This is a genomic window from Arthrobacter sp. TMN-50 (assembly GCF_054511125.1).
Genome location: NZ_JBTNDG010000007.1, coordinates 94,997 through 111,069 on the forward strand (window position 1 = coordinate 94,997; position 16,073 = coordinate 111,069).

The window sequence follows — 16,073 nt, forward strand, 5'->3', positions numbered from 1 at the left end:
TCCCGCTACTGGGTGACGAGCAGGCGGAGGTGTTCAACAACCTCTGCCACTGCGACGTTCTCCGCCTCGCCGCTGCGGCGGTCCTTGACCTCTACCACGCCGTCGGCCAGGCCACGCCCGACGACGACGATGGTCGGCACGCCGATCAGCTCGGCGTCGCCGAACTTCACCCCCGGGGAAACCTTGGGCCGGTCGTCGTACATGACGTCCAACCCGGCGGCTGTGAGGTCCTCGGCAAGCTGGTTGGCTGCGGCGAAGATTTCCTCGCCCTTGCCGGTGGCGACCAGGTGGATGTCGGCGGGGGCCACATTCCGTGGCCAGATAATGCCCTTGTCGTCCCGGTTGGATTCGGCGAGGGCTGCGATGGCGCGGGTTACCCCGACGCCGTAGGAGCCCATGGTGACCGTTGCGAGTTTGCCGTTCTGGTCGAGGACCTTCAGTCCCAACGCCTCAGCGTATTTCCTGCCGAGCTGAAAGATATGGCCCATCTCGATGCCGCGGGCCGCCTTCAGCGGACCGGACCCGTCGGGTGCCTCGTCGCCGTCGCGCACCTCGACAGCTTCGATGACCCCGTCCCAGGCGAAGTCGCGGGAAGCCACCAGGCCGAAGACGTGTTTGCCGGAGACGTTGGCTCCGGTGATCCAGGCCGTCCCCGAGACGACCCGTGGGTCCACCAAATACGGAATCCCGGTTGACCCGTCCGCGCCGAGCACTGGAGCGTCGAGGCTCAGCCCCGGACCGATATACCCCTTGACGAGGCCTGGGTGCTTCCTGAGGTCCTCCTCCGAGGCTGGCTCCACCATCACTTCGCCGCCGACCTCAAGATGCGGCGCGAGGTTGGCTTCAATGCGTTTCAGGTCGACCGTCCGGTCGCCAGGCAGGCCGATGATCACCAAGCGGCGTCCGCCGGTGGGCAGGACCGCGGCGAGCACCACGTTTTTCAGGGTGTCAGCGGCGGTCCACTGACGATCGTCCCGCGGGAGAACTTCGTTTGCATGGTTGACCAGCGTGTCAATGGTCGGCGTGTCAGGGGTGTCCTTGATGTCAGCCGGCGCGGCACCGGTGAAGTCGATCTCTGCCGGCACGACGGTGGTGACCGCCTCGACGTTGGCTGTGTAGCCACCCTCCGATGCGACGAACGTGTCTTCGCCGATTTCCGATGGGTGCAGGAACTCCTCGCTCTTGGATCCGCCCATCGCGCCCGCGGTGGCGGCAACGGGGACCACTGTCAGGCCGAGACGCTCGAAGATCCGCAGGTAGGCGCCGCGGTGTAGCTGATAGCTGTCCTCCAGGCCGGCGTCGTCAACGTCGAACGAGTACGAATCCTTCATGATGAATTCACGGCCACGCAGTAGGCCAGCGCGGGGGCGTGCCTCGTCGCGGTACTTCGACTGGATTTGGAAAAGGCTCAGCGGGAGGTCCTTGTACGAGTTGTACAGGTCCTTCACCAGGAGGGTGAACATTTCCTCGTGGGTGGGTGCGAGCAGGTAGTCCGCGCCTTTGCGATCCTGCAACCGGAAGATTCCATCGCCGTACTCAGTCCACCGGTTGGTTGCCTCGTAGGGCTCTTTGGGGAGCAGCGCAGGGAAGTGAACTTCCTGGGCGCCGATGGCTGCCATTTCCTCGCGGATGATGGTCTCCACCTTGCCGAGCACCCGCAACCCCAGCGGCAGCCAGGTGTAGATCCCGGGCGCTGCCCTGCGGATATAGCCGGCCCGGACGAGGAGCCGGTGGCTGGCTACCTCGGCGTCGGAGGGGTCCTCGCGCAGGGTGCGCAGGAAAAGGGTGGAAAGTCGAAGGACCACGCGTTTGAATCCGTTTCTTCAGCACTGACTGCCTCGGCAGCTTAATCAGATACCAATCTAACCGTTTCCGGCAGACACCGGTGACACCGGGCCCACGTCGTGAACCGCTAGAGGCCGCGTAGTGCGGTAACCGTCGTGTCCACGAGGTCCCGCCCCCGGACCAGATCCACCGCGCTGTCCCCCGAGCTGCCCACTGTCACGTTGATGGTGGTGGTCCCAACGACGGCGGTCAGCGAAACGGTCTGCTGGATAGTCCCCGGCACCTGGACCACGGTCTGGACCGCGAACGCCTCGTCGGCGATCGTAGCAACCTCCAGCTCGCTCACGCGCACCATCACCGTCTCCCCAGCGATGTCCATCTCGAACTCGGAGCAGTCAGCGAGCTGGTCCCGGTTGGCATCGAGCTGGTCCTCGATCACTTCATCCGATGCGTGGCTGGTCAGACTGACGGAATCCGGTTGCAGTGACGATGCTCCGGCGAAGGTCATGGTGGCGAGAGCGGCGTTCAGGGCCTGTTTGGTGAGATCCGGGTCGGCGAAGACGTTGCATTCCTCGGGCGAGACGGTCAGATCGCCAGGGTTCCTGCTGCCGGACTCCACGACGAGCTCCCGGATGTCCGAGTCTGTCAGGATGACCCCTTCGAGCGACTCTTCAGCATTCACTGTTGCCAGTGCTGCTGCCAGCTCGTCGGGCGTGAACTCGGCGTCCAGGCTGGCTGCCGGGGCGCCGCCGGCGTCGGCGCTGTCGGTTGGGTCACCGGCGCTGTCGGCTGGGTCGGTGGTCGGTTCGGCCGACAGCGTAGCGGGGGGTGGGAGGTCATCAGTGTCGCCCGCACTGCATCCGGTGCCAGCAAGCAGAACGGCACATGAGAGAACGGTCAGCCAGCGGCCGTCCCGCCCGCTCATAGCAAGACCGTGGCGAAGGTCCCTACTTCACTGAATCCCACCGTGCGGTAGGCTGCCAGCGCCCTCGTGTTGAACGAGTTGACGTAGAGACTCACTACCGGGGCGCGTCGCTGGGCGGCGAGGACGACGGCGGCAAGGTAGCTCGCGCTGAGCCCCTGCCCTCGGTAGGCCGGGTTCATCCAGACGCCCTGGATCTGAACCGTGGTGCTCGAGACCGTGCCAAGTTCGGCTTTGAAGATCACCTGGCCGTCGTCGTCGAAATCTGCCAGGGACGCCTGCCGCCGGACCAGTGACGCCACCCTGCGACGGTAGTGTTCGCCTCCACCGGTGAAGGGTGAGTAGCCAACCTCTTCCTCGAACATCGCGGCGCATGCTGGCACAATGACGTCCAGTTCGTCTTCGCGGGTGAATCGGAGCCCGGCTGCGGGTTCGACCCAGGGTTGTCCGGTGATGGCCAGCAGCGGCTGGGCGGGGCGTACATCGAATGGCTCTGGACTGTGATCCCGCAGGGTGGACCAGATGGCCAGCACCGCGTCGGAGGGGCCGAAGATCGAGGAGAATTTTCGTTGTGACTGCCCAAGGTAGGTCCCGAGGGCGGCGCCGTCGGCCGCCGAGACTCCGATGGGTACCAGGTTGACCCCGGCCCAGCAGGCCGAGACCAGCTCACCGTCACGAACAATGCCGATTACTTCGCCACCCGCATAGGACGGCGACAGGCCGCGGGACGCCTCGAGGTGCGAGGCGATGAAGACGTTGGCGGTCGGGTCACGCTCGACCAGCCGTCCGAGGGCTTCGTTGTGCTCTTTGTCGAGCGTCATGAACCCATCGGCCACGACGGGATCCGCGGGACCGGCCGGGTCGAGTGGCTCAGTGTGCGACCTAACTGACGGTAACCATGGGGCCACCCTGGCCAGCAGTCTCGCCATCGGCTTCCCCCATTTCTTCAGCTATCCTCATGGCTTCTTCAATGAGTGTCTCAACAATCTGGTCCTCGGGAACAGTCTTGATGACTTGTCCCTTCACGAAAATCTGGCCTTTGCCGTTGCCGGAGGCCACCCCAAGGTCAGCCTCACGGGCTTCGCCTGGGCCATTCACCACACACCCCATCACCGCCACTCGGAGCGGGATCTCCATGCCTTCGAGGCCGGCGGTCACCTGCTCGGCGAGGGTGTAGACGTCTACCTGCGCACGTCCACACGACGGGCAGGACACTATTTCCAGTTTGCGCGGCCGCAGGTTCAGCGACTGTAGGATCTGGTTTCCGACCTTGATTTCCTCGACCGGCGGAGCGGAAAGCGACACACGGATGGTGTCGCCGATCCCCTTGGCGAGCAGCGCACCGAACGCTGTCGCCGACTTGATGGTGCCCTGAAAGGCAGGACCTGCCTCCGTCACGCCGAGGTGTAGGGGCCAGTCGCCCCGTTCGGCCAGCAGCTCGTAGGCGCGGACCATAATCACCGGGTCATTGTGTTTGACGGAGATTTTAAAGTCGTGGAAGTCGTGTTCCTCGAAGAGGGAGGCTTCCCAGACAGCCGACTCGACCAGCGCTTCCGGGGTTGCCTTGCCGTATTTTTCCATCAGTCGCGGGTCGAGGGAGCCGGCGTTGACGCCGATGCGGATCGAAGTTCCGGCGGCCTTGGCTGCAGCGGCGATCTCTTTGATCTGGTCGTCGAACTTGCGGATGTTCCCTGGGTTGACCCGGACGGCAGCGCAGCCAGCATCGATGGCCGCGAAAACGTACTTCGGCTGGAAATGGATATCGGCGATGACTGGGATCTGCGACTTCCGGGCGATGATCGGCAGGGCTGCGGCGTCGTCGGCGGACGGGCATGCGACGCGTACGATGTCGCAGCCGGTGGCCGTCAGTTCAGCAATCTGCTGCAGGGTCGCATTGATATCGGTGGTGGGGGTGGTGGTCATGGACTGGATGCTGATGGGCGAATCCGATCCCACGCCCACAGAGCCCACCTTGATTTGCCGGGTTTTGCGGCGGGGAGCAAGGACGGGCGGTGGGGCGGCTGGCATTCCTAAACTGACCGAGGTCAAAGGATCCTCCATGTGTAGGTCATCGGTACATCAAAGGTGGTGGCTTTTAGGCATACTGCGACAGCAGGCCGATGCCGGGCTTCCACTCGGTGGCCTTGACCGCTGCGATGGCACCCTGGAGTGCGAAGGGATCCTGGCGAAGGAGATCGTTGAGCGACTGCTCATCATCGGCGGTAAAGATCAGGAGCGCACCTGCACCATCTGCGAATGCGCCGGAAGCAAGGACCCGCCCATCGCTCGCGAGGGTGGTGAGCCACTCGCGGTGAGCCGGCCGGTGCTCATCGCGTAGGTCGGAGGTATCGGGGCCATACACATATTCCACTGCGAAAACACTCATGGATCCACCTTATACGTGATTACAGGAGGTACGCCGCCGCGAAGCCGGCGACGGCGGCGGCCCACAAGAGGGACGTCAGGGTTCCGATGATGAAGCGTTCGGCTACCGCTGGGGTTTCCTTCAACTCCGCGTACCTGCCGAGGCCCTTGATCGCCACCACGTAGGCAATTGCCACCGGTTCGTTGGCGAGGATGGCTCCAGCCACCCCGAGACGTTCGAGGACGCCGATCACGAGACCGCCGCGCAGGACCCCGGGACGGGGTGCTGGCTGCGCCGGCGTAGCGGGTTCGCGTGCTGGCGGATCGGGGATCACGACCCTTGGGGCGTCTTCGCCCCTCACCTGCTCGGCGGTAGTCGGCGGCCCGTGCTTCTTTTCGTGCTCTGCCGCCTTCTCCTGCACTGTCTTCTCGTGCTCATCGACCGAGCGTGCGAGCTTCAGCACGCCGGTAGTCACTGGCCAGCCGGCACCGGCCGCCACCAGCAGCGTCAGTAGTATCCACAGCGCTTCCATGTAGGCCCTCGTCTTCCTGTCGTTACTCCGGGACTCTACAGTCTGGGTCTGACGCTTTGCGCACGGAAGCGGCTTACCGTCGGAAAGCGGTGTCGGCCCGCTGCAACAGCACGGCCGCGGCAGGCCTGGCAGCCCATTCCTCGACCCACGCCGAGCGGGCGACCGCCTTACTCACGGCCTGGGAGGTGATGCCAAGCTGTCGCGCCACGGCAGTCTGGCTCCCCCACTTGCCTGGTTCCAGCAGATCGAGGACCCTCCATTCGGCTGCAGTCCGTTTCATGACGTGCAGCCCAATCAGCATTAGCACACCCTCCGCTTCGGCGCTCCCCGATCCGCCATCCACTGTGACGGCCGCCCGGTCGCCCGCCTTCTTGGCTCGTTCGACTGCCGAACGGGCGGCGACGAAAGCGGAACCTCTCCCTTCACGCGCGCTTGATGGCAGGGGCCGGTCCACGCCCCCAACCCCGATCCCGACATACCAGCCGCCCGTCCGAAGGCAGAGCAGTGCGACGTCGACGACCGCCTCCGGCGAGTCAAGGACCCCCTGCACTTCGTCGCCCACTGATCGATCGAAGGGAAGGACGGTCGGTACCTGCCGCAGCAGATTGAGGAGGTCGGGGACGCCGTCGTCGGCTTGGGAACTGCCCTTCTGGTCGATCGTCATGACGAACATAGGTCAACCCTAAACAGTTGTAGACGTAATAACAACCTAATTAGCGCTCAACTTGTTTTGCAACCATTTGGAGTTGTTCGCCCGGGGCGGACCGGGAGGACGCTAGCCGAAAAGACTAACTGGCTTCACAATGTCCGCATAGATCAGCAGGGCGCCCATGCCCATGAGCAGAACTGCCACCACATAGGTGAGCGGGAGGAGCTTGGCCATGTCGAAGGGCCCGGGGTCAGGGCGCTTGAATAACCGTGCGAAGGTCCGGCGGATTCCTTCCCACAGCGCACCCGCGATGTGGCCGCCGTCGAGGGGCAGCAAGGGGATGAGGTTGAAGACAAACAAGGCGATATTGACGCCGCCCACCAGGCCCACCAGGGTCGCCAACCGGGATTCGATGGGGATTTCGTCCATCGCGGAAACCTCACCGGCAATCCGGCCGACGCCGACCACACTGATCGGACCCTCTGGATCGCGTGGTGCATCCGAGAACGCCGCCTGCCCCACCTCGACGACACGTTGCGGGAGGTTGATCACCACTCCGGTCACTGCGACGACGTTCTCCCCCACTGCGGGCAGCACATCGCTGGCCGACCCCGGCACCAGTTCCTGCTGGGACCCGACGCCGATAAACCCGACGGCTTCGAGGACTGGACTACCGTCGTCGTCGAGCTTGGGCCGTCCGTCGATGTCGGGAACGGGCCGTTCAGTCAGCAGGGGGGTGATCGTGGTGGTGACTGTTTCGCCGTCGCGAACGTAACTGATGTCGGTTTCGTCGCCAGCAGTGTCCCGGATCCACGCGGACAGCTGGGTCCAGTCGGTGACCTCCTGACCGTCGTAGCTCACCACCCGGTCACCGGGTTGCAGCCCGGCGTCGAAGGCTGGAGCGGCGGGATCCTCGTCGGTGCAGGCGGTTTGACCGGTGGAGGCCTGCTGATTGGCTGGGACCACGCACTCGTAGACCTCGGACACCGTGGTGGTCGCCTGCGGCGACCCGAAGCCCATGATGAGGATGGCGAACATGACGACGCCAATGATGAGGTTCATCACTGGCCCGCCGAGCATGATGATGATGCGCTTGTAGATCGGCAGCTTGTAGAAAACCCGGTTCTCGTCGCCGGGACGGAGCTGCTCGGCGGCGGCCTGCCGCGCATCGGAGGTCAGTTGCTGGAACATCCCGGTGCTGGATGGGCGCACTGCCGTCCCGGCGCCAGCGCCGTTATCCTTGGCTGGCGGGAACATCCCCACCATGGAGACGTAGCCGCCCAGTGGGATGGCCTTGAACCCGTATTCGGTATCGCCGCGGCGGCGGGAGAAAAGCGTGGGCCCGAACCCGATCATGTATTGCGTGACGCGGACCTTGAAGAGCTTGGCGGGGACAAGGTGCCCCACTTCGTGCAGAGCGATAGACGCAGCAATACCTACTGCAACGAAGAGCACTCCCAGAACGAAGAGCAAAATGGTCAACGCGTTTCCTTTGGCTTAGCTGAACTGATCCTGCACACCACAACGAATCCGGGCGAGCGAGCGTGCCCGTTTCTCGGCGTCGAGCACGCTGCTGAGAGTGAGTGGCCCGCTGCTGTCGTGCTCGGCGGTGACGGCCTCTACCGTATCCACAATGTCAGTGAAACCTATCGCTCCGCTGTGAAAAGCTTCGACCGCTTCTTCATTGGCGGCGTTAAAGACCGCCATGGCCGTTCCGCCACGCTCGGCAGCGGCCTTGGCGAGCCGGACGGCTGGGAACGCCTCCTCGTCGAGGGGCTCGAAGGTCCAGGTGGTCGCCGTCGTCCAGTCGCAGGGGGTTGCCGCGCCCGGAACCCGGTGTGGCCAGCCCAGGCCGAGGGCAATCGGTAGGCGCATGTCAGGCGGCGACGCCTGGGCGATCGTTGACCCATCAGCGAACTGCACCATTGAGTGAATGATCGACTGGGGATGAACGACGACGTCGATCCGCTCCAGCGGGATGCCGAAGAGCAGGTACGCCTCGATCACCTCAAGCGCCTTATTAACCATGGTCGCGGAATTGGTCGTGACCATTTTGCCCATGTCCCAGGTGGGGTGAGCGAGGGCCTGCTGGGGGGTGACGTTCTGGAGGTCCTTCCTCGCTTTGCCGCGGAAGGGGCCGCCCGATGCGGTGAGGATCAGCCGGTCCACCTCATTGGCGGTGCCGGAGCGCAGGCACTGGGCGATGGCCGAGTGTTCGGAATCCACTGGGACAATCTGGCCGTCGACTGCTTCGTTGTGGACCAGTTGGCCGCCGACAATGAGGGATTCCTTGTTGGCAAGGGCGAGCAGATGTCCGGCTTTGAGTGCTGCGAGGGTCGGGGCGAGCCCGATGGATCCGGTAATGCCATTGAGGACGACGTCGGCGTCGGGCCAGGCGGCGAGGTGGGCTGTGGCCTCGGGACCGGTAAACAGCGTCGGCGAGTAATTCTTGCCTGATGCTGTCCTTGCGGCTGCGGCACGGATGGCAGCACTGATTTCCGCTTCGGTGCCGGTGGCTGAAGCGACTGCCTGGGCGTTGGTGGCGACGGCCTGTTCCGCCAGTAGCGTGAGGTTTCCGCCGCCAGCCGCCAGCGCCGTGACAGTAAACCGATCCGGAGCCTCCCGGATGACGTCGATAGCCTGGGTGCCGATCGAGCCGGTGGATCCGAGGATGACGACCCGGCGGCGTCCTGTGTCTGGGACGGTGAATACCATGATTCAAGTATCGCGCACGGGCAGGTTCAGATACGCAAAAAAAACGACCTCCGGGCTCACCTCCGCCGATTGGATTGGCAGTATCTGAGCCCGGAGGCCGTTTCTGTGATCTCGCGGATATTGCGGGCTGGACCGCTTAGCGGTTGATCGAGGCGAGGGCGTCTGCGATGGCTTCCTCACCGGAGATTAGCTCAAGCACCTGCCGGTCCCCCAGCTTTGACTCAAGCAGTGCCGCGATCACTGCTGCGACGTCCTTCCGCGGCACCGATCCCTGACCGGTCTTCGCCGTAAGGCGCACACGGCCGGTTGCAGGATCGTCGGTCAATCCACCGGGCCGGACGATGGTCCAGCTGAAGGAGGTCCGTGCAGCCAGGTCTTCTTCGGCGGCGAGCTTGGCCTGGAGATAGGCGTAGAAGATGTCGTCGAGTCCGTCGGGGCGGTGGCCATCGCGGACCGAGTCAGCCCCCATGGACGAAACCTGCACAAACCGCCCGACGCCGGCTATTTCCGCCGCGTCTGCCAGCAGCACCGAAGCGCCGCGGTCGACTGTATCCTTGCGTTCTGCGCTGCTTCCTGGTCCGGCACCTGCTGCGAAAACGACGGCGTCAGCACCGGTCAGCGCGGTGGCAATCTCAGCTGCGGGGCTCGACTCGAGGTCAACCACTACTGGGGTGCCGCCGTCGTTCTCAATGTCCTTGTTGTGCTCGGGGTTACGGACCAGGCCAATAACCTCATGACCCTGCTGAACTAGCTGGCGGGTGAGTTCGCGGGCAATTTTTCCGTGGGCTCCTGCTATCACTGTTCTCATACTGGGGTAACGGCTAAGGGTGCCCTCCAAATTCCCTCGGGTAGATCCGGAGGCGGTGAGTCAGCTGAGAATGCTGATGATGGCGGTTCCTGCGGCGGCTGAGGTGGGGGTGCGCGCTGAGGCTCCCGGACCGCACCGCGAAAGCACTTGTGCAGGACAGCGTCGCCTTATGCGATATTTTCCCTGGGATCGCTCAGCTCTCGCCGGCACGGGCCAAGGTCTGCTCAGCATGGCGAAGGATGGGACCGTCGATCATCCGCCCCCGAAACTGGAACACACCACCACTCTGGGCAGCCTCGGCGAGAACCGCTCGCGCGTAGTCGACCTCTTCAGTAGCGGGGCGATACGCCTCCCGAATTACCGGCGCCTGGCTCGGATGGATACACGCCTTCGAGTCGAAACCGGACGCCACGGCGTCGCGCGATTCAACAGCCAACCCGTCGAGATCAGCGATGTTGATATACACCGAATCCATCGCCGCCTTGCCAGCAGCCGCCGCCGAAAGCAACACGTGCGATCGCGCATGCGATGCCACCTGGCGGTACGACCCGTCGTCGTGACGGCTCGACGAGCCACCCAACGATGCCACCAGGTCCTCCGCGCCCCACATCAGAGCCACAACATTGGGCTCAGCTGCGATCGCCTGGGCGTTGAGGATTCCGGTCGCGGTTTCACATAACGCAACAACCGCAAATGGATTCAGGCTCCATAGATCGGCCGCCGCTTCGGCCTTCGCCAGCATGACCGTGCGGTATGCCGTGTGTTTCAACATCTCCACATCCAGCGCGAAGTCGGCGGTCGATGCAGGGTTGATTCTCACAAGGGTCCGCGACGGATCGAGCCGGCTGGCCGCTACGGCATCGCGTGCCGCAGCCTTACCCGCTGGCGCAACAGCATCCTCAAGATCGAGAATGACCGCATCCGCACGCTCGGCCGCCTTGCCAAACCGCTCCGGCCGATCGGCCGGACAGAACAACAGCGCCGGGCCCATCGTGAACGTACTCATGAGTTCTGGTGCCCTTCCTTGGTCCACATCAGCACGCTCCGGGTCAGCGTAGCAACCACGGTCCCGTCCTGATTGCGGCCGGTGTGATCCATGGTGACAATTCCCTGGCCAGGACGCGACGCGGACAGCCGCTTCTCCGTCACCACAGTTTCGGTATACAGGGTGTCGCCAGGAAACAACGGGTGCGGAAAACGTACGTTGGTCATGCCCAGCTGCGCCACAATGGTCCCCTGCGTCAGTTGCGGGACTGATTGCCCCACTACGGTTGCCAACGTCAGCATCGAATTCATCAGTCGCTGCCCAAATGGCTGCGACTCGCTCCACGCGGCATCGAGGTGCAACGCCTGGGTGTTCATGGTCATGGTGGTGAACAGGACGTTATCCGCCTCGGTCAGGGTGCGCCCCGGCTGGTGCGAATAAATCACCTCGGTATCGAGCTCATCGAAGTACAGGCCGCGCTGCTCGATGACGGTCCGGTCCGTTCCCGACGACTCCGATCCCGACGTCGGCTCAGCCATGGAGGTCTACCTCAAGGTGGGCGCCGGTGGCGGCGATCACCTCATCGACACTCACCCCGGGCGCCGTTTCGCGCAACACCAGCGTGCCGCCGTCGCGGTCGGGAACGACGTCGATCACCGCCAGATCTGTGATGATCCGGTTGACGCACCCCTTGCCCGTCAATGGCAGCGAACAGGATGCAACGATCTTCGCTTTGCCGCTGCGGTCAACGTGCTCCATCATCACAATGACCCGCTTGGCGCCAAACACCAGGTCCATGGCGCCGCCCATGCCCTTGACCATCTTGCCGGGAATCATCCAGTTGGCGAGGTCGCCATTCTCGGCCACTTCCATTGCGCCTAGAACCGCCACATCAACATGGCCGCCGCGGATCATGCCGAAGGAAGCCGCCGAGTCGAAGAAGGCCGCACCGGAATTTACCGTGACCGTCTCCTTGCCGGCGTTGATCAGGTCAGGATCCAGCTGCTCTTCGGTGGGATAGGGGCCGACGCCGAGAATCCCGTTCTCCGAATGCAGCACCACTTCAACACCCTCCGGGATGTAGTTGGGAATCAGAGTTGGCATGCCGATACCCAGGTTGACGTACTGCCCGTTTTCCAGTTCCCGGGCAACGCGGGCTGCCAACTCATTACGTGTCAGTGCCATGGTCAGACCGCCTTCGCCGGGTTGGAAACATCAGACGCTTCGGAAAACAGTGGCTGTTCGGCGGCTGACGACTGGTCGGAGGACGCCTGCTCGGATGCCAGTGACACGGTCCGCTTCTCGATCCGCTTCTCCGGACTCGGTGTGAGCACCACACGCTGAACGAAAATGCCTGGTATATGGACGTGCCCGGGATCGAGCTGCCCCGGCTCCACCAGTTCTTCGACTTCTGCGATCGTGATCTTTCCCGCCTGTGCGCAGAGCGGGTTGAAGTTCATCGCGGTGGCATGGAAAACAAGATTCCCGTGCCGGTCACCCTTCCAGGCATGGACCAGCGCGTAGTCGGGGTTGACCGACTCTTCCAATACATAGTCCTGCCCGCCGAACATGCGTACCTCCTTTGGTGCCGAAGCGATGGTGACGTTGCCGGCGTCGTCATACTTCTGCGGCAATCCCCCCTCGCTCACCTGCGTGCCCACCCCGGCCGGAGTGTAGAACGCTGGGATACCGGCACCGCCGGCGCGCAGCCGTTCGGCGAGGGTGCCCTGCGGCGTCAACTCCACCTCCAGTTCACCCGACAGGTACTGACGCGCAAATTCCTTGTTCTCACCCACATAGGAGCTGATGGTCCGGCGGATGCGACCATCGAGCAGCAGAACACCCAGCCCCCAGTTGTCGACACCGCAGTTGTTGCTGATGGTTTCAAGGTCGGTGGTGCCCTGCTGGTGCAGCGCGTCGATCAGGGCCACTGGAATTCCGCACAGCCCAAACCCACCGACGGCCAGGGACGCACCATCGGGGATATCGGACACCGCCTCGGCGGCCGTCGCAACAACTTTGTCGATCACTGTAACTCCTTCAGTACTGGCGTTTGACGGGCTGCTAGAGGCCGAGCTCCCGGGCGATCAGCATCAGCTGAACCTCGGTGGTTCCCTCGCCCACCTCAAGAATCTTCGAATCCCGATAGTGGCGTGAGACAGTGAACTCGTTGATAAAGCCGTAACCGCCGAAAATCTGGGTGGCGTCACGGGCGTTATCCATGGCAGCTTCACCCGCCACCAGCTTAGCGATGGAAGCCTGCGTCTTGAACGGCGTACCAGCGAGCATGCGGGACGCGGCGTCGTAGTACGCGAGCCGCGCGGTATGCGCGCGGGCCTGCATCCGCGCAATTTTGAACTGGATCGATTGGAACGACCCGATGTTGGTACCGAACGCCTGACGTTCCTTGGCGTACTTGATCGACTCTTCGACGCAGCCCTGAGCGGCACCGGTAGCCAGCGCAGCGATGGCGATGCGGCCTTCGTCCAGGATCTGGAGGAAGTTGGCGTAGCCACGGCCGCGGGCACCCAGCAGATTGGCTTCGGGAACGCGGACATCGGTCAGCGTGAGCGGGTGGGTGTCCGAGGCGTTCCACCCCACCTTGTTGTAGGCCTTCTCAGCCTTGAAGCCCGGTGTGTTGGACGGGACCAGGATGGTCGAAATCTCCTTCTTCACCGACCCGTCGTCGCGCGTGATGGTGTCGGTGACCGCGGTGACGGTGACCAGACGGGTGATGTCGGTGCCGGAGTTGGTGATGAACTCCTTGGTGCCGTTGATGACCCATTCACCGTTGACAAGTTTCGCCGTAGTTTTGGTCCCTGACGCATCCGATCCGGCCTCCGACTCGGTCAGGCCGAAGCCGCCGAGTGCCTTGCCGCTGGCCAGTAGCGGAAGCCACTCCTGCTTCTGCTCCTCAGTGCCGAACCGGTAGACCGGCATCGCCCCGAGCGACACACCGGCCTCAAGGGTGATTGCCACTGACTGATCGACCCGGGCCAGCTGTTCCAGGGCGAGGCAGAGGGCAAAATAGTCTCCACCCATTCCGCCGTATTCCTCGGGGAAGGGCAACCCGAACAGGCCCATGTCGGCCATCTGATCCACGACGGCGTACGGGAAGCTGTGCTCCTCGTCATGCTTAGCCGATACTGGCGCCACCACCTCGTCGGCGAAATTGCGAACGGTGTCGACGAGGTCCTGGTATTCCTCACTGAGTTCAAAGTTCATGACTTGCGTTTCTTCCTTCATTGGGTGTGGGCTGCGGCGTCGGCGGGATTTCTGTCGCGTGAATTCGTGCAACGACCTGGTTGGCTTTGACCAGATCACCGGCTTGGAGGTGGATGGCCACGGTGCCAGCGACTGAGGCCGTCAACTGGTGCTCCATCTTCATGGCCTCGACGCTGAGTAGCGTCTGGCCTGCGACCACCGCGTCGCCGTCTGAAACTGACACCGAGGTGACGGTTCCCGGCATCGTGGAGCGCACCTCAGGGTCTGCGGTTCCTTCGGACCGGGCGATCTGCGAAAGCTGGGTTTCGAGCCGCTCGGTCCTGTCGAGCACCCGGACCGACGTCGACCACCCCGCGTCGGCATACCAGATGGTAGCGCCGTGCTGTTCGATGGCTGCCCGACGGCGGATGCCGTCCACCGTCACAGTGCCCTGGGCCGGATTGTGGGTCACGGACCGTGCTGGGCCGCCGCCGAGACGGACGACGTAGCCCGAAGCCGTCGGCTGCACGAGCACCTCCCGGACGTCGCCAGGAGCGACGGCGACACGTAATGTGCGGGGACGGTGGGTTCCAATCCGCCACCCGTCCCGGCGGGCCCAGGGCGATCCGGCCGGACGGAAACTGGCAGGCTCGGACACGGAGTTGCCCGCCCCAATGGCCGCAAGGATTGAGATTTCCTCGTCGGAGATACGGCGGAACTCCAGTGCCGGCAGCTTGCGTTCGATCATGGTGGTGTCGAGACGGCCGGCGCGGACGTCGTCGTCGTTGATCAGCAGCTTGAGGTACTCGATATTGGTGTTGATACCCAGCACCACGGTGTCGGCGAGCGCCCGGTCCAACCGGGCGAGGGCCTCGGAGCGGTGCGGCCCCCACGCGATCACCTTGGAAAGCATCGGATCATAGCTGGCCGAAATTTCCAGTCCGCTGAGCAGCGAGCTGTCCACCCGGATTCCCTCCCCGACGGGTTCCACGAGCTGGATCACGGTGCCCGTGGACGGCAAGAACTCATCCTCGGGGTCCTCGGCATAAACCCGTGCCTCGACCGCGTGTCCGGTGAGCACGACGTCGTGCTGGGACAGGGTGAGCATCTCACCCGCGGCGATGCGGACCTGCCACTGCACCAGGTCAATGCCCGTGACCAGTTCGGTGACGGGGTGCTCCACCTGGAGCCGGGTATTCATCTCCATGAAGAAGAACTCATCGGGTGCGTCGGCTGAGACGAGGAACTCCACGGTTCCCGCTCCGCTGTAGTCGACGCTGCGGGCCGCACTGCAGGCCGCTTCACCGATGCGGGCCCTGGTCGCCTCATCGAGCAGGGGCGAGGGGGCCTCCTCAATGACCTTCTGATGCCGGCGCTGTAGGGAGCACTCCCGCTCCCCCAGATGGATGACGTTGCCGTGGTTGTCGGCGAGGATCTGGACTTCGATGTGCCGCGGCGTGACGATCAGGCGTTCCAGGAACAGGGTGTCGTCGCCGAAGGCCGACGCCGCAACGCGGCGAGCGGTCGGCAGTGTCCCGGCCAGGTCCTCCTGCCGGTCGACCACGTGCATTCCCTTGCCGCCACCACCAGCCGAGGGCTTGATCAGGAGCGGGAACCCGACGTCGACCGCAGCCTCCAGCAGTTGCTCATCGGTCAGCCCGGGCCGGGCGATGCCGGGCACCACCGGCACCCCATGGTCCATGACATGGTTTTTGGACCGGATCTTGTCGCCCATCACATTCAAGGCGTGCACCGGGGGGCCGATGAAAGCAATCCCGGCGTCGCTCAGCGCCTGTGCAAAGGCCTGGTTCTCGCTCAGGAATCCGTACCCGGGGTGGACCGCCTGGGCGTCGGTGCGCCGACAGGCATCGAGGATAGCGTCGATGGACAGGTAGCTCAGCGCTGGTGACGCCGGCCCGATCCGCACCGCGACGTCGGCCTCGCGAACGTGGAGGGCCTCGGCGTCGGCGTCGCTATAGACCGCGACCGACCGGATGCCCAGTGCCCGGAGGGAACGGATCACCCGACACGCGATCTCGCCACGGTTGGCGACCAGCACGGTATCAAACAGGGCAGGATCAGTATTGGGTTCGATGGGTAACATTTCG

The 16,073-nt window shown here is 63.9% G+C and carries 16 protein-coding genes; all 16 read right to left on the reverse strand.

Annotated elements, in window-relative coordinates:
- Positions 1–5 precede the first annotated feature (5 nt).
- A complete protein-coding gene (locus ACX80A_RS10335) occupies positions 6–1,805 on the reverse strand; it encodes a proline--tRNA ligase (protein WP_459259615.1) in 1,800 nt (599 codons plus the stop codon).
- Between the two features lie 107 nt (positions 1,806–1,912).
- Positions 1,913–2,710: a hypothetical protein gene (locus ACX80A_RS10340; protein WP_459259616.1), complete on the reverse strand. Its 798-nt coding sequence runs from the start codon at positions 2,708–2,710 to the stop codon at positions 1,913–1,915.
- Entirely contained in the window at positions 2,707–3,528 is an 822-nt protein-coding gene (locus ACX80A_RS10345; protein ID WP_459259617.1) for a GNAT family N-acetyltransferase, read from the reverse strand. Before ACX80A_RS10345 ends, ACX80A_RS10340 begins: the two co-directional genes overlap by 4 nt.
- A gap of 61 nt (positions 3,529–3,589) precedes the next feature.
- The gene (ispG, locus tag ACX80A_RS10350) at positions 3,590–4,756 is read right to left on the reverse strand and encodes a flavodoxin-dependent (E)-4-hydroxy-3-methylbut-2-enyl-diphosphate synthase (protein ID WP_171587380.1); all 1,167 of its coding nucleotides are present in this window, start codon (positions 4,754–4,756) and stop codon (positions 3,590–3,592) included.
- Positions 4,757–4,802: 46 nt separating this feature from the next.
- Positions 4,803–5,093 (reverse strand): YciI family protein, encoded by a 291-nt coding sequence (locus ACX80A_RS10355; RefSeq protein WP_459259618.1) that lies wholly within the window; start codon positions 5,091–5,093, stop codon positions 4,803–4,805.
- Between the two features lie 19 nt (positions 5,094–5,112).
- On the reverse strand, positions 5,113–5,604 hold the full coding sequence (locus ACX80A_RS10360) for a hypothetical protein (RefSeq protein WP_459259619.1): 492 nt from the start codon (positions 5,602–5,604) through the stop codon (positions 5,113–5,115).
- 73 nt (positions 5,605–5,677) lie between these two features.
- Positions 5,678–6,277: a MarR family transcriptional regulator gene (locus ACX80A_RS10365; RefSeq protein WP_459259620.1), complete on the reverse strand. Its 600-nt coding sequence runs from the start codon at positions 6,275–6,277 to the stop codon at positions 5,678–5,680.
- A gap of 102 nt (positions 6,278–6,379) precedes the next feature.
- The gene (locus ACX80A_RS10370) at positions 6,380–7,735 is read right to left on the reverse strand and encodes a M50 family metallopeptidase (protein WP_459259621.1); all 1,356 of its coding nucleotides are present in this window, start codon (positions 7,733–7,735) and stop codon (positions 6,380–6,382) included.
- 15 nt (positions 7,736–7,750) lie between these two features.
- On the reverse strand, positions 7,751–8,968 hold the full coding sequence (gene dxr, locus ACX80A_RS10375) for a 1-deoxy-D-xylulose-5-phosphate reductoisomerase (RefSeq protein WP_459259622.1): 1,218 nt from the start codon (positions 8,966–8,968) through the stop codon (positions 7,751–7,753).
- A 136-nt stretch (positions 8,969–9,104) separates the two neighbouring features.
- Complete coding sequence (locus ACX80A_RS10380) at positions 9,105–9,776, reverse strand: SDR family oxidoreductase (RefSeq protein ID WP_459259623.1); 672 nt, start codon at positions 9,774–9,776, stop codon at positions 9,105–9,107.
- Positions 9,777–9,969: 193 nt separating this feature from the next.
- A complete protein-coding gene (locus ACX80A_RS10385) occupies positions 9,970–10,782 on the reverse strand; it encodes an HpcH/HpaI aldolase/citrate lyase family protein (protein WP_459259624.1) in 813 nt (270 codons plus the stop codon).
- Positions 10,779–11,300: a MaoC family dehydratase gene (locus tag ACX80A_RS10390; protein ID WP_459259625.1), complete on the reverse strand. Its 522-nt coding sequence runs from the start codon at positions 11,298–11,300 to the stop codon at positions 10,779–10,781. The genes ACX80A_RS10385 and ACX80A_RS10390 overlap by 4 nt, the downstream gene beginning before the upstream one ends.
- On the reverse strand, positions 11,293–11,946 hold the full coding sequence (locus ACX80A_RS10395; protein WP_459259626.1) for a CoA transferase subunit B: 654 nt from the start codon (positions 11,944–11,946) through the stop codon (positions 11,293–11,295). Before ACX80A_RS10395 ends, ACX80A_RS10390 begins: the two co-directional genes overlap by 8 nt.
- A 2-nt stretch (positions 11,947–11,948) precedes the next feature.
- Positions 11,949–12,791 (reverse strand): CoA transferase subunit A, encoded by an 843-nt coding sequence (locus tag ACX80A_RS10400; protein WP_459259627.1) that lies wholly within the window; start codon positions 12,789–12,791, stop codon positions 11,949–11,951.
- A 34-nt stretch (positions 12,792–12,825) separates the two neighbouring features.
- A complete protein-coding gene (locus tag ACX80A_RS10405; RefSeq protein ID WP_459259628.1) occupies positions 12,826–13,986 on the reverse strand; it encodes an acyl-CoA dehydrogenase family protein in 1,161 nt (386 codons plus the stop codon).
- Positions 13,976–16,069: an acetyl/propionyl/methylcrotonyl-CoA carboxylase subunit alpha gene (locus ACX80A_RS10410; RefSeq protein WP_459259629.1), complete on the reverse strand. Its 2,094-nt coding sequence runs from the start codon at positions 16,067–16,069 to the stop codon at positions 13,976–13,978. The genes ACX80A_RS10405 and ACX80A_RS10410 overlap by 11 nt, the downstream gene beginning before the upstream one ends.
- Between the last annotated feature and the right edge of the window lie 4 nt (positions 16,070–16,073).

What these genes read in the sequence shown, in the direction of transcription:
- ACX80A_RS10340 (WP_459259616.1), bottom strand. Translation starts at nt 2,710, where the DNA reads ATGAGCGGGCGGGACGGCCGCTGGCTGACCGTTCTCTCATGTGCCGTT.
- ACX80A_RS10390 (WP_459259625.1), bottom strand. Translation starts at nt 11,300, where the DNA reads ATGGCTGAGCCGACGTCGGGATCGGAGTCGTCGGGAACGGACCGGACC.
- ACX80A_RS10345 (WP_459259617.1), bottom strand. Translation starts at nt 3,528, where the DNA reads ATGACGCTCGACAAAGAGCACAACGAAGCCCTCGGACGGCTGGTCGAG.
- ACX80A_RS10365 (WP_459259620.1), bottom strand. Translation starts at nt 6,277, where the DNA reads ATGTTCGTCATGACGATCGACCAGAAGGGCAGTTCCCAAGCCGACGAC.
- dxr (WP_459259622.1), bottom strand. Translation starts at nt 8,968, where the DNA reads ATGGTATTCACCGTCCCAGACACAGGACGCCGCCGGGTCGTCATCCTC.
- ACX80A_RS10405 (WP_459259628.1), bottom strand. Translation starts at nt 13,986, where the DNA reads ATGAACTTTGAACTCAGTGAGGAATACCAGGACCTCGTCGACACCGTT.
- ACX80A_RS10395 (WP_459259626.1), bottom strand. Translation starts at nt 11,946, where the DNA reads ATGGCACTGACACGTAATGAGTTGGCAGCCCGCGTTGCCCGGGAACTG.
- ACX80A_RS10385 (WP_459259624.1), bottom strand. Translation starts at nt 10,782, where the DNA reads ATGAGTACGTTCACGATGGGCCCGGCGCTGTTGTTCTGTCCGGCCGAT.
- ACX80A_RS10360 (WP_459259619.1), bottom strand. Translation starts at nt 5,604, where the DNA reads ATGGAAGCGCTGTGGATACTACTGACGCTGCTGGTGGCGGCCGGTGCC.
- ACX80A_RS10410 (WP_459259629.1), bottom strand. Translation starts at nt 16,069, where the DNA reads ATGTTACCCATCGAACCCAATACTGATCCTGCCCTGTTTGATACCGTG.
- ACX80A_RS10355 (WP_459259618.1), bottom strand. Translation starts at nt 5,093, where the DNA reads ATGAGTGTTTTCGCAGTGGAATATGTGTATGGCCCCGATACCTCCGAC.
- ACX80A_RS10380 (WP_459259623.1), bottom strand. Translation starts at nt 9,776, where the DNA reads ATGAGAACAGTGATAGCAGGAGCCCACGGAAAAATTGCCCGCGAACTC.